The organism is Streptomyces sp. NPDC001858 (assembly GCF_053594615.1).
On sequence record NZ_JBSFEV010000006.1, the window covers coordinates 103,369 to 115,443 of the forward strand.

Annotated in this window: 11 protein-coding genes and 1 pseudogene; 4 read left to right on the plus strand and 8 right to left on the minus strand. The window is 72.2% G+C overall.

What is annotated here, in order from left to right:
- Positions 1-3 precede the first annotated feature (3 nt).
- The 6 genes from ACWCPF_RS10835 to zapE all read right to left on the minus strand — a co-directional run bounded on the left by ACWCPF_RS10835 (position 4) and on the right by zapE (position 6,666).
- Positions 4-1,395 carry an alkaline phosphatase PhoX gene (locus ACWCPF_RS10835; RefSeq protein WP_451044653.1) on the minus strand — a complete coding sequence of 464 codons (1,392 nt, stop codon included), beginning with the start codon at positions 1,393-1,395 and terminating at the stop codon, positions 4-6.
- 110 nt (positions 1,396-1,505) lie between these two features.
- Positions 1,506-2,438: a slipin family protein gene (locus tag ACWCPF_RS10840; RefSeq protein WP_451044654.1), complete on the minus strand. Its 933-nt coding sequence runs from the start codon at positions 2,436-2,438 to the stop codon at positions 1,506-1,508.
- 268 nt (positions 2,439-2,706) lie between these two features.
- The gene (locus ACWCPF_RS10845) at positions 2,707-4,227 is read right to left on the minus strand and encodes a SulP family inorganic anion transporter (protein ID WP_451044655.1); all 1,521 of its coding nucleotides are present in this window, start codon (positions 4,225-4,227) and stop codon (positions 2,707-2,709) included.
- Between the two features lie 8 nt (positions 4,228-4,235).
- Positions 4,236-4,817, minus strand: coding sequence for a carbonic anhydrase (locus ACWCPF_RS10850; protein WP_451044656.1), 582 nt, complete (start codon positions 4,815-4,817; stop codon positions 4,236-4,238).
- Between the two features lie 91 nt (positions 4,818-4,908).
- Positions 4,909-5,316, minus strand: a complete 408-nt coding sequence (locus ACWCPF_RS10855; RefSeq protein WP_451044657.1) for a hypothetical protein — start codon at positions 5,314-5,316, stop codon at positions 4,909-4,911.
- Positions 5,317-5,520: 204 nt separating this feature from the next.
- Positions 5,521-6,666 (minus strand): cell division protein ZapE, encoded by a 1,146-nt coding sequence (zapE, locus tag ACWCPF_RS10860; RefSeq protein ID WP_451044658.1) that lies wholly within the window; start codon positions 6,664-6,666, stop codon positions 5,521-5,523.
- On the opposite strand from zapE, the gene ACWCPF_RS10865 reads away from it, so the two are divergent.
- From ACWCPF_RS10865 to msrB, 4 genes are all read left to right on the plus strand, one after another.
- Positions 6,665-7,591 carry a pyrimidine reductase family protein gene (locus ACWCPF_RS10865; protein ID WP_451044659.1) on the plus strand — a complete coding sequence of 309 codons (927 nt, stop codon included), beginning with the start codon at positions 6,665-6,667 and terminating at the stop codon, positions 7,589-7,591. The genes zapE and ACWCPF_RS10865 overlap by 2 nt on opposite strands.
- Before the next feature lie 249 nt (positions 7,592-7,840).
- Positions 7,841-8,314: an indole-3-glycerol phosphate synthase gene (locus ACWCPF_RS10870; protein ID WP_451044660.1), complete on the plus strand. Its 474-nt coding sequence runs from the start codon at positions 7,841-7,843 to the stop codon at positions 8,312-8,314.
- A gap of 110 nt (positions 8,315-8,424) precedes the next feature.
- Positions 8,425-9,819 (plus strand): UDP-N-acetylmuramate--L-alanine ligase, encoded by a 1,395-nt coding sequence (gene murC / locus ACWCPF_RS10875; RefSeq protein WP_451044661.1) that lies wholly within the window; start codon positions 8,425-8,427, stop codon positions 9,817-9,819.
- A gap of 13 nt (positions 9,820-9,832) precedes the next feature.
- Positions 9,833-10,243 carry a peptide-methionine (R)-S-oxide reductase MsrB gene (gene msrB / locus ACWCPF_RS10880; protein ID WP_451044662.1) on the plus strand — a complete coding sequence of 137 codons (411 nt, stop codon included), beginning with the start codon at positions 9,833-9,835 and terminating at the stop codon, positions 10,241-10,243.
- A gap of 59 nt (positions 10,244-10,302) precedes the next feature.
- On the opposite strand, the gene ACWCPF_RS10885 is transcribed toward msrB, so the two are convergent.
- Both ACWCPF_RS10885 and ACWCPF_RS10890 read right to left on the minus strand, forming a co-directional pair.
- The gene (locus tag ACWCPF_RS10885; RefSeq protein WP_451044663.1) at positions 10,303-11,322 is read right to left on the minus strand and encodes a lysylphosphatidylglycerol synthase transmembrane domain-containing protein; all 1,020 of its coding nucleotides are present in this window, start codon (positions 11,320-11,322) and stop codon (positions 10,303-10,305) included.
- 350 nt (positions 11,323-11,672) lie between these two features.
- Positions 11,673-12,075, minus strand: a pseudogene (locus tag ACWCPF_RS10890) (hypothetical protein); the annotation flags it as partial.

The window sequence follows — 12,075 nt, forward strand, 5'->3', positions numbered from 1 at the left end:
CTCCTAGCGCCGCCACGGTCCGGTGATCGCGAAGGTCGTCCCGGGGTTGTAGCAGTTGAGGTACATGGTCTCGCTGTCGGGGGAGAAGGTGACGCCGGCGAACTCGCCCCACTCGGGCGCTTCGGATGTCCCGATGTTCTGTCGGCCGCGTGCCATCGCGTACACCTCGCCGGCCCGGGTCACGCCGAAGACGTGCTGCGCGCCGTGGCCGTCCTCGCAGACCATCAGGCCGCCGCCGGCCGCGAGGCAGATGTTGTCCGGGGATTCGCCGGGGAGCTGGATGTCGGTGTCCGGGCCGAAGACGATGACCAGGGTGAGCCGGCGGCGCTCCGGGTCGTAGCGCCAGATCTGACCGAAGTGGTCGGCCGCCGAGCCGTCCGTGCCGCGCGCGAACGACGCGACGAAGTACACCGACCGCCCGCCCCAGTAACAGCCCTCCAGCTTCTGGGCGTGCGTGATGCCCTTCGGGCCGAAGTCCTGCAGACGGATCGGGGTTTCGGCAGCGAGCGGATCCGGTACGTCCACCCACTCGATGCCCTCGAAAGCGGCCCCTGTTTCCTGGATGGACGACAGGTCCGGCACGCCGGGGACGCGCATCGCCTGAAGACGGCCGCCCGCGCGCAGCGAGCCCACCCCGCCCAGCGGTTTCTCCGGCAGAAACCGGTAGAAAAGGCCGAACGGCTTGAGGAACGCGTCCTCCGTTTCGTAAACGGTTCCACTGTGCGGATCGACGGCGATCGCCTCGTGCTGGAAACGGCCCATCGCGGTCAGCGGGACGGCCCCGGTGCGGCGCGGGTCGGTCGGATCGACCTCGAAGATGAAGCCGTGGTCCTTGCTGTAACCGTTTGTGCCGGCTTTGTCCTCGGTCTCCTCGCAGGTCAGCCAGGTGTGCCACGGAGTGGGCCCGCCGGCGCAGTTGACGGCCGTACCGGCGATGGCGACCCGCTCCGAGAGCACCTTGTTGCGGGAGTCCAGTGTCAGCACGGTGCAGCCGCCCTTGCCCGCGGGGTCGTAGGTCAGGCCCTTGATCGTGGGGACGGGGTGCGCCGCGGTGGGGCGGTTCTCGTGGTTGCGGACCAGGTGGACCCGACCGCCGCGGCCGGGGAGAGCCGTCATGCCGTCGTGGTTGGAGGGCACCGGACCCTCGCCGGAGCGCAGCGGATCGCCCTCGCGGGACAGGACCCGGTAGCGGAAGCCCTCGGGGAGGTCGAGCAGTCCGTCCGGGTCGGCCACGAGGGGGCCGTAGCCGTCGTGGCCGAGTTTCTGCGCGGTGGCGGTCGCGGTGCCGGTGAAGAGGTCGGAGAGAGCACCGCTGAACGCGATGCCCACCCCCGCTCCGACTCCGACTCCCATGACACCGGTCCCGGCGAGGAGCTGACGTCGTGTCGCAGACATGGGCAAACCTTCCTGCTGGCGGACAGGAACTGTGATCCCGAACGTGTCTATCACCCGGGGCGCGCCTGAGGCGCCACGCATGGAAAACGTGTCACTCGTCGACACACGCGTCACTCGTCGACGGCCTTCGGCGGAGACGGCGGTGGAGATGGCTGTGAAGGCGGCGGTGGAGGCGGCGGTGAGGCCTGAGGAGGCGTCTCGGCGGGCGCCTGAGGAAGAGGCGTCTGAGCGGGCGGCGGAGGTTGCGGTGGGGCCGGCTGCTGCTGAGGGTGTTGTGGGAGCGGTTGCTGCGCCTTTTCCAGGAAGCGCAGCAGTTCCACCGGGAACGGCAGGACGAGCGTGGAGTTCTTCTCGGCCGCCACCGCCACCACCGTCTGGAGCAGGCGCAACTGGAGCGCGGCGGGCTGCTCGGACATCTCCTTCGCCGCCTCGGCGAGTTTCTTCGACGCCTGGAGTTCGGCGTCCGCGTTGATGATCCGCGCCCGGCGCTCGCGGTCGGCCTCGGCCTGGCGGGCCATCGAGCGCTTCATGGTGTCCGGCAGGGACACGTCCTTGATCTCGACCCGGTCGATCTGCACGCCCCAGCCGATCGCCGGACTGTCGATCATCAGCTCCAGGCCCTCGTTGAGCTTCTCCCGGTTCGACAGCAGGTCGTCCAGCTCGCTCTTTCCGATGATCGAGCGCAGCGAGGTCTGCGCCATCTGAGAGACGGCGAAACGGTAGTCCTCGACGTTGATGATCGCGGCCGCGGCGTCCACGACCCGGAAGTACACGACCGCGTCGACCCGCACGGTCACGTTGTCGCGGGTGATGCCCTCCTGGGCGGGAATGGGCATGGTCACGATCTGCAGGTTGACCTTGCGCAGTCGGTCCACGGCCGGGACGATCAGGGTGAAGCCCGGCTGGCGGACGTCGCCGCGCAGTCGGCCGAGCCGGAGGACCACCCCGCGTTCGTACTGCTTGACGACCCGGGCGGCCGCCGCGATATACACGAGGCCTCCGGCGGCGACCGCCGCGGCCGCGCCCAGCAGCTCCTCGAGCATGGCGACCTCCTCAGCAAGAGGTCCGTAGGGGCCGTTCTGCCGGCTCGTGCCTTCTCCTGCCGGCTCGTGCCTTGTCCTGTCGGCACCTGACTGCTTATGCCCGTTTCTGTCTGTCTCTACCTGTTTCTATCTGTCTCTAGCTATGTCCAGCCGTATCTAGCGCATATCTGGCTGTATCTGGCTGTATCTATCCACCTCTGTAACGATATGCCTGCCGTCCGGCCCGGGGCCACGCCCCGGGTCCCGGGCCGGACGACGGGCTGCGCGGCTACCCGGTCGCGGTCGTCACCGGTTCCGTGACCTTCACCGGCTCCGTGCCGGCCGCGCTGTGCCGTTCCGCCCAGGTCTCCAGGGCCGAGCGGCAGGCGTGGTCGAGGTGGTGCAGGCCCGAGAGGTCCAGCTCGACCGGGCGGTCCTGCGGGAGCGCCTCCAGGCTGTCGAGGATCTTCGGCAGCCGCAGGAAGGTCGCGTTGCCCGACAGATACGCCTGGACCGGTCCTGCGCCCTTGTCGACGATCTCCGTCCTGATGTGCGAGGCCTCCAAGGCCGTCTTGACGACGGCCAGCGCCAGACCGATGAGCACGCCCTCGAACATGCTGACCGCGACGATCGACACGGCCGTGGCGACCAGGATCAGAGCCTCGCCGCGATGCTCGCGCCAGAGCCCGGCGATCGCCCGCACGGGCACGAGCTTGGCGCCCGCGTGGACGAGGACCCCGGCCAGCGCCGGGAGGGGGATGTAGGCCAGCACGTCCGGCAGCAGCGCCGCGAACAGCAGCAGCCACACGCCGTGCAGCACACGGGACGCCTTCGTGCGCGCGCCCGCCTGCACATTGGCCGCGCTGCGCACGATCACCGCGGTCATGGGCAGCGCGCCGAGCATCCCGCAGAGCGCGTTGCCCGCGCCCTGCGCCATCAGCTCCTTGTCGTACGCGGTGCGCGGGCCGTTGTGCAGCCGGTCCACCGCCGCCGCGCTGAACAGCGACTCGGCGGACGCGATCAGCGTGAACGCGACGATCGTGCCGAGCAGGCCGACGTTCGCCAGCTCGCCGAAGGAGCCGAGCGGCGGGGGCTGGACGGCGCCCAGCAGCCCCTGCACCTCGACGGTGGCCACGGGCAGGTCGAGCAGCAGGGCGGCGAGCGTCGCCAGGCCCACCGCGGCGAGCGGGCCGGGGACCGTGCGCAGCTTTTTCGGCAACCGCTTCCACAACACCAGCACGGCGACGGTGCCGACGCCGAGCGCGAGCGAGGCCGACGCGGCGGCGCTGCCGACCGCGTCCACGAGGGCCTCTGGCAGCCCGGCGATCTTCTCCGGGCCGGATTCCGGCGCCTTGGCGCCGACCACCGAGTACAGCTGACCGGCGATCAGCACCAGGCCGATTCCGGCCAGCATGCCCTCGACGACCGAGACCGAGATGGCCCGGAAGTAGCGGCCCAGCCTCAGCGCGCCCATGGCGAGTTGCAGGGCGCCGGTGGCCAGGACGATCACTCCGAGGGCCGGCAGCCCGAACTCCCGCACCGCCTCGAAGACCAGCACGGTCAGTCCGGCCGCCGGACCGGACACCTGAAGGCTGCTGCCCCGCATCAGCCCGGTGACGATGCCTCCGACGATGCCGGTGACGAGCCCGAGCTCGGCCGGCACGCCGGAGGCCACGGCCACGCCGACGCACAGCGGAAGCGCGACCAGGAAGACGACGAGCGAGGCGGCGAAGTCCTGCCGGAGATGGGGGAACCTGGACCCTCGCGCGGATATACGGCGGGATATTCGCGGGCCGGCGTTCTGGTTCATCGGGGCGCTCACAGGGCTTCGAAGCAGTCGGTGTCCACGCGGTGTTCGCGTACGGCGCCGGTGTGCACCTCGTAGTACCAGCCGCGCACCCGCAGCCGGCCGTCGGCCAGCCGCTTCTCCACGCAGGGGTAGGAGCGCAGTCGCAGCAGCTGGGCGAGCACATGGTTCTGCACCGCCCGCATGACCGTCGGGTCGTCGGGATCGGCGGCCCCCGGTTCGTCGGCGGCGTGGGCGAGCCAGTCGCGTACGGCGGGGACGCCGTCGAGGTCGTCGCCGCGCACCAGCGCGCCGACGGCGCCGCAGTGCGAGTGGCCGCAGACCACGACGTCCTGGACGCCGAGGACCTCCACGGCGTACTCGATGGTGGCCGCCTCGCCGGTGGGGCAGGCGGAGCTGTAGGGGGGCACGATGTTGCCCGCGGTGCGCAGCTCGAAGAGCTCGCCGGGGCGGGCGCCCGTGATCAGGGCGGGCACGACCCGCGAGTCGGAGCAGGTGATGAAGAGGACCTGGGGGGACTGGCCTTCGGCGAGCTTGGCGAACTCCTCAGGGCGCCGGCCGAACGTACGGGCGTTGTCGATGAGGGGCTGCATGACGTGGTGACTCCTCCTGGCGCGCAGTGGGGGCGCGTCGGGTGTGCAGGACACAGGACAGGTGGGGGAACTGCTGTTCTGCTCTGTCCGCTCAGCAGCGGAAGACCTGAAGTGCCGCCGGAGAGTGTGTTGCCGAGGGTCTCGACCCGTGCTCGTAGGGTTCGGCCGGCCGGGTGGGCTGGTGCGCCGCCGCCGGGTCCAGCGCCAGCAGGGCGCGCTCGGGCTCCTGGGGAGCGGGGGCGGTGCACAGGGCGGCGCGGTGGCGGTCGCGCGAGCGCAGCGGATCCGCGGGGCCGCCGGACCCGTCGCAGCCACGGATCGTGACGAACTCGTCGCGCACGGGCTTGCCCGAGGGTTTGAATCCGGGCTGAGCCTTGGCCTCGACCTGACGCACGGTATGCGCGGATGCGAACGAAGAGGTGGCTGCGAAGAGCGGGAGGGTCAGGAGGACGGCGGCGAGGAGCGCGAAGGCGGTCTTGGCCGCCCTACCTCGGAACATGCGCCCCCCTCCCGACATGCTCGCCTCTAGTCCAGACCAACGGTTGGTCAACGGCTGGTCAAGAAACACGTTAACCCTGCAAGGTTCTTTGCAGGGTTAACTGAGCGTTTCGAAAAGAAGTGCGCCTCAAAAGAGCGGGTGATCTGGCGCGAACCGACTCATGACCTGAGCTGTCCGACTCTTGACCCGAGCTGTGACGGTGCGTCAGCGAGGCTCGACGAGCCGCTTGGCGTCGCGGGCCAGCGCGGTGAGCCGGGAGATCGCCCGGAAGTACTTCTTGCGGTACCCGCCGTTCAGCATCTCCTCGCTGAACAACCGGTCGAAGGGGAGCCCGGAGGCCAGGACCGGGACCTCGCGGTCGTAGAGCCGGTCGGCCAGGACCACCAGCCTGAGGGCCGTGGACTGGTCGGGCACCGGCGCCACGTCCGTGAGGCAGACCGCCTTCAGACCGTCCGTCAGCGCGCCGTAGCGGCTCGGATGGACCTTGGCGAGGTGCTCCAGCAGGTGCGGGAAGTCGTCGAGCGAGGCGCCCTCGGTGGCGTACGCCGCCTTCGCCACCTGTTCGTCCGAGTACGGCGCCGGCGCCTCCGGCAGGCCGCGGTGACGGTAGTCCTCGCCGTCGATGCGCAGTGCGCGGAAGTGCGCCGACAGGCCCTGGATCTCGCGCAGGAAGTCGGCCGAGGCGAACCGGCCCTCGCCCAGCTTGCCGGGCAGGGTGTTGGAGGTGGCGGCGAGCGCGACGCCGGCCTCGACCAGCTTGCCGAGCAGCGTCGAGACGAGAACGGTGTCGCCGGGATCGTCCAGCTCGAACTCGTCGATGCACAGCAGACGGTGTCCGGAGAGCGTCCGCACCGTCTGCTGGAAGCCGAGGGCGCCGACGAGGTTGGTCAGCTCGACGAAGGTGCCGAACGCCTTGAGGGCGGGCTCGGCCGGGGTGGCGTGCCACAGGGACGCCAGCAGGTGGGTCTTGCCGACGCCGTAGCCGCCGTCCAGGTAGACGCCGCGCGGCCCGGCGGGCGCCTTGGGCGCCTTCGCCCTGCCGAAGCCGAGGAACCCCCGTTTGGCGGTGCCCGTGGCGTGCGCCCCGCCCAGTCCGGCCGCGAAGTCGTCCAGGACGCCGACCGCCGCCGTCTGGCTGGGCTGGTTCGGGTCCGGGAGGTAGGTGCTGAAACGGACCGAGTCGAAGCGCGGCGGCGGCACCATCTCGGCGACCAGCCGGTCCGCGGGGACGTGCGGCTGACGGGCGCAGAGGGAGGCCGGGGCCGCGTCGGCTATCGGGCCGAGACCGGGGGCGGGGGAGGAGGACGACACGGTTCCCCATGCTACGGGGCGTGCCAGACTGCCTGGCATGCGACGGCTGTTCCCTGTGACCGACCAGACAGTCCAGACCGCGACGACTGCGACGACCGCCACGACCGCGCCGCCTTCGACGACTGCGCCGCCTTCGACGACCGCGACGGCCGACTCCGGCGGCAGGCCGCCCGGGGCCACCGGCGAAGGGGGTGGCGCGGGAGGCGGCGCGCGGGACGGCACGGCGCTGAGCCGTGAGTGGAGCCTCGACGAGCTCGCCGACGCCTACGCCTACCCCGAAGCCCCGCCCGGGGAGCCGCGCCGGCCCTGGCTGCGCGCCAACATGGTGTCCACGCTCGACGGCGCCGCCCAGCACGACGGGCGCTCGCAGCCCATCTCCACCGCCGCCGACATGCGGATCTTCGGCACGCTGCGCGGGCTCGCGGACGTCGTGGTCGTCGGCGCGGAAACGGTACGTCTGGAGGGCTACCGTCCCGCACGCGCGCGTGCGGAGTTCGCCGAGCGGCGCGAGGCGGCCGGGCAGGGGCCCGCGCCCGCCGTGGCGGTGGTCACCGCCGGCCTCGACCTGGACTTCTCGCTGCCGCTCTTCACCTCGCCGCTGGTCCCCACCCTGCTCCTCACCGGCGCCGCGGCCGCTCCCGAGCGGATCGCGGCCGCGGAGAAGGCGGGCGTGCGGGTGGTGATCGCCGGAGACGGCACGGGCGTGGACCCGGCCCGCGCCGTGCGCGCCCTCGCCGAGCTCGGGCACACCCGGCTGCTGACCGAGGGCGGGCCCCGGCTGCTGGGGCAGTTCATCGCCGCCGGGGTGCTCGACGAGCTGTGTCTGACCCTCTCCCCGATGCTCGTCGCCGGCGACGCACAGCGCATCGCGGGCGGGCCGTCGGTCGCGGTTCCGCAGCGGTTCGCACTGGCGTCCCTGCTGGAGGAGGAGGGTTTTCTGTTCGGCAGGTACCGGCGGCCGTGATGCCGAAATACGTTCGATGATGTCGAAATAGGTTTGGTCGATATCGATGATCCTGAAATCAATCGATGGTCCTGAAATCAGCGGAATCAGTGGAATCAGCGGAATCGATCGTTCCGTTTCGCTTTCGGCGGGCACACTAAATCTCGCAGTCCCCGTGCGAGCACGGGGAAGGATGGTTTCCGCAGGGCCGCGGAACGGCCCACGGAGGAGAGAGGGCCACGGGGGTCCTCGAAGGAGAATGGGGCGCTGGTGTTCACAAGCGTTTTGATGATCGAGAAGGCCCTGACGTCCGCCGACGTGGAGTTCGTCAGCACCTTGCACGGGGAGGAGGCGGTCGCCTTCCATGTGCTGCTCCAGCCGCGGGGCGACCAGGCGGACCGCCTGCTGCGGGCCATCGACGACGTCGCTCTGGGCGAGCTGGACGAGGCGGCGCGCGAGCGGGAGACGCCCGAGGGCGACGACGCCAAGGGGTTCGGCGAGCGGGCCCTGGCGGTGTCCCTCCAGGCGCTGCAGGCGGCGGGCCACGACGCGGTGGGGCGGCTCGTCGAGGACCATCCGCTGGACGCGTTGAAGTCCCTGGTGGCGGAGGTCGGGGCGGACGAGGTGATCGTCCTGACCGATCCGCACTACGTGGAGGAGTTCTTCCACCGGGACTGGGCCTCGCGGGCCCGGCACAAGGTGGGGGTGCCGGTGCTGAAGCTGTTCTCGCACAGCAAGGCGTAGGCGGCCCACGGGCCGCCGTGCGGTTCCCCGCGCCCCTGGGGAGGTGCGGCGGGCCCGACCCCCTAGGCTGGGGCGCGTCCACCGTCGTAGCGCACCCTGGAGACACACGCATGGCACCCGGCCTTCCCACCGCCATGGACCGACCGCACTTCATCGGCATCGGCGGGGCCGGGATGTCGGGGATCGCGAAGATTCTGGCTCAGCGCGGCGCGAAGGTGGCCGGCAGCGACGCCAAGGAGTCGGAGACCGCGGCGGCGCTGCGGGCCCTCGGCGCGACCGTGCACATCGGACACGCCGCGGAGCACCTGGCCGACGACGCGAGCTGTGTCGTCGTCTCGTCGGCGATCCGCGCGGACAACCCGGAGCTGGCCCGCGCGGCCGAGCTGGGCATCCCCGTCGTCCACCGCTCGGACGCGCTCGCCCGCCTGATGGACGGCCTGCGTCCGATCGCCGTCGCCGGCACCCACGGCAAGACGACCACCACGTCGATGCTGGCCGTGTCGCTGTCCGAGCTCGGGCTGAACCCCTCGTACGCGATCGGCGGCGACCTGGACGCGCCCGGTTCCAACGCGCTGCACGGCGAGGGCGAGATCTTCGTCGCCGAGGCGGACGAATCGGACCGCAGCTTCCACAAGTACGCCCCCGAGGTCGCCATCGTCCTCAACGTGGAACTCGACCACCATGCGAACTACGCGTCGATCGACGAGATCTACGAGTCGTTCGAGACCTTCGTCGGCAAGATCGTGCCCGGCGGCACGCTGGTGATCACCGCCGATCACGAGGGCGCCCGGGAACTGACGCGACGCGTCCAGGGCGTCCAGGGTGTGCGGGTCGTGACGTACGGAGAGGCCGAGGACGCACGCGTGCGCGTGCTGTCCGTCGTCCCCCAGGGGCTGAAGAGCGAGGTGACCGTCCTGCTGGACGGGCAGGAGCTCACCTTCACCGTCTCCGTGCCCGGCCGCCACTACGCGCACAACGCCGTCGCCGCGCTCGCGGCCGGCGTCGCCCTGGGCGTCCCGGCCGCCGAACTCGCCCCCGCCCTGGCCGCGTACACGGGCGTCAAGCGCCGGCTGCAGCTCAAGGGCGAAGCGGCCGGGGTCCAGGTCGTCGACTCCTACGCCCACCACCCGACCGAGATGACGGCCGACCTGGAGGCGATGCGCGCGGCGGTCGGCGACGCCCGCATCCTCGTCGTCTTCCAGCCGCACCTGTTCTCCCGGACGCAGGAACTCGGCAAGGAGATGGGCGCGTCCCTGGCCCTGGCCGACGCCTCCGTCGTCCTCGACGTCTATCCCGCGCGCGAGGACCCGATCCCGGGCGTCACCAGCGAGCTGATCATCGACGCGGCCCGGGCGGCCGGCGCGGACGTGACGGCCGTCCACGACAAGGACGAGGTGCCGTCCGTGATCGCGGGAATGGCGAAGGCCGGTGATCTCGTTCTCACCATGGGCGCGGGCGACGTGACGGACCTGGGCCCGCGCATTCTGGACCGTCTTTCCCAGTGAGGGGCTGAGGCTCATGCCGTACGACGTCGAAAAGCCGGACGAGAAGTGGCGGGCGGAGCTGACCCCGGCCGAGTACGCCGTCCTGCGCGAGGCCGCGACCGAGCCCGCGTTCGCCGGTGAGTACACCGACACCAAGGCCAAGGGCGTCTACTCCTGCCGGGCCTGTGGCGCCGAACTGTTCACCTCCGACACCAAGTTCGACTCCCACTGCGGCTGGCCGTCGTTCTTCGACCCCAAGGACAGCGACGCCGTCGAGCTGATCGAGGACCGCACGCACGGGATGGTGCGCACCGAGGTGCGGTGCGCCCGCTGCGGCTCCCACCTCGGGCACGTGTTCGCCGGGGAGGGGTACCCGACCCCGACCGACCAGCGGTACTGCATCAACAGCATCTCGCTGCGCCTGGCGGCGGACGACGAGGGCTGAGGGCCCGCTCAGCCCGCAGAGCCTCGGTGGCACCGCCGGCGCGGTGTCTGCGCTGCGCCTCAGAGCTGTTTGCGCTGCACCATCGCGGACAGCACCAGCATCCCCGGCGCGAGCGGCACCCAGACCGTCAGCACCCGGTAGCCGATGACGGTCGCCGTGGCCAGGGGCAGCGGGGTGCCGTAGCCGGCCAGGGTGAGCACCAGGGCCGCGTCGACCGGGCCGATGCCGCCGGGCGCGGGCACGGCGCCGGCCGCGGTGCTCGCCGCCAGGAACGCGAAGAGCAGCTGCGCCCAGGACAGGGGCAGGCCCAGCGCCGTCCCCACGGAGGCCACCACGCTCGCCTGGATCAGCGGCGCCGCGACCGCTCCGCCCCACAGGGGCAGGAAGCGGGCCGGACGGGTGTGCAGCTGCCGGACGTCGGTGAGGGCCGTGCGGACGAAGTCCAGGGCGGGCCGGCGCAGCGGCCGCACGACGGTGAGCAGCGCCGCGAGCGCCGTGGGGGCCAGCAGCAGGCCCGCGGCGGCCAGCAACAGCGTCCGCCCCTGCGGGAAGAGCTCGGAGGGCGGCACGGAGCCGGGGGCGGCGAGCAGGAAGATCAGCACCACGGGCGTCTTCGCCACGGCTCTGACCAGGGAGTACAGCGCGATCGAGGCCGTCGCGCGGGGCAGCGGGATGCCCTGGCACTGCAGGAACCGGACGGTGACCGCGTGGGCGCCGATGCTCGCGGGCAGCACATGGTTCGCGGCGCCCGCGGCGATCTGGGAGGCCAGCAGCGGGCCCGGCGGCAGCCGGTCCAGGACCGCGCCCTGGCGGACACAGGCCGCGGCGACCGCGCCCAGGTAGGTGAACAGGAGGCCGATCAGCAGCCACCACGGGTCGGCGGTGGCCAGCCGGGCGACGCCGTCACGGACCGCATGCCAGTCGATGGCCGCCCACACCCCGAGCAGCAGGATCGGGAGCAGGCCGAGGACGCGGCGGCCGGCGGAGGAGGTCAGGGGGCGTCTGCGGTCGTCCGCGCGCGGGGCCGGGGGCTGGGCCGGGGGCTGGGCCGAGGATTCGTCGAGGGGCAGCAGGGACACGGCGCACGTCGTCCTTCCGCGTCGTGACCGCGCGCGGCGGCTTGACGGATCGGGGGCGAGCTGGGGAGGGGACGGGGGAGTGGTTCCCCTCCGGTGTGACGTTGCGGTGTCCGGAAGCCGACGGAGTACGGGCCGAAGGGCGACCGCGATGCGGTGGGGCGGGGCGGTGCGGTGCGAGGTGCGGTGGGGCGAGGCGAGGCGAGGTGCGGTGGGGCGAGGCGGGGCGAGGTGCGGTGCGGGGCGAGGTGCGAGGCGGGGCGGTGCGGTGGGAGGTGTGGTGGGAGGCCGTGGTGGGACTGTGGGATTTCTGCCCGTACCCCTCGAAGTTCATCCCGGACGGCCCCCGAGGTTCACCCGGCCCGCAGCAGCGTCCCCTCCTCGGGCGAGGGCCCTTCCGGCTCGGCGAGCGGCGGGGGCCAGGCCTTTCGGGCTCGGCGCGTGGCCGGGGCCAGGCCTTTCCGGCTCGGGCGGGCTGCGGCGGGCGGCCGAGGGCGGCCGCGGGCGGTTGTGGGCTGCTGCGGGAACAGCGGCCGGTGCGCGCGGCGGGCGGTGGTTGTCGCGGCCGCGGCGGACAGCGGCCTTCGCAGGGGCGGGCGGGGGTCGTTGCTGCGGCGTGCGGGGGTCGTTGCCGCCCGGTGGCCCGGTGGCCCGGTGGCCCGGTGGCGCGGTGGCGCGGTGGCGCGGTGGCGCGGTGGCGCGGTGGCGCGGTGGCGCGGTGGCGCGGTGGCGCGGTGGCGCGGTGGCGCGGTGGCG

What these genes read in the sequence shown, in the direction of transcription:
- ACWCPF_RS10865 (WP_451044659.1), top strand. Translation starts at nt 6,665, where the DNA reads ATGCGACGGCTGTTCCCTGTGACCGACCAGACAGTCCAGACCGCGACG.
- ACWCPF_RS10850 (WP_451044656.1), bottom strand. Translation starts at nt 4,817, where the DNA reads ATGCAGCCCCTCATCGACAACGCCCGTACGTTCGGCCGGCGCCCTGAG.
- ACWCPF_RS10835 (WP_451044653.1), bottom strand. Translation starts at nt 1,395, where the DNA reads ATGTCTGCGACACGACGTCAGCTCCTCGCCGGGACCGGTGTCATGGGA.
- msrB (WP_451044662.1), top strand. Translation starts at nt 9,833, where the DNA reads ATGCCGTACGACGTCGAAAAGCCGGACGAGAAGTGGCGGGCGGAGCTG.
- murC (WP_451044661.1), top strand. Translation starts at nt 8,425, where the DNA reads ATGGCACCCGGCCTTCCCACCGCCATGGACCGACCGCACTTCATCGGC.
- ACWCPF_RS10840 (WP_451044654.1), bottom strand. Translation starts at nt 2,438, where the DNA reads ATGCTCGAGGAGCTGCTGGGCGCGGCCGCGGCGGTCGCCGCCGGAGGC.
- zapE (WP_451044658.1), bottom strand. Translation starts at nt 6,666, where the DNA reads ATGCCAGGCAGTCTGGCACGCCCCGTAGCATGGGGAACCGTGTCGTCC.
- ACWCPF_RS10845 (WP_451044655.1), bottom strand. Translation starts at nt 4,227, where the DNA reads ATGAACCAGAACGCCGGCCCGCGAATATCCCGCCGTATATCCGCGCGA.
- ACWCPF_RS10855 (WP_451044657.1), bottom strand. Translation starts at nt 5,316, where the DNA reads ATGTTCCGAGGTAGGGCGGCCAAGACCGCCTTCGCGCTCCTCGCCGCC.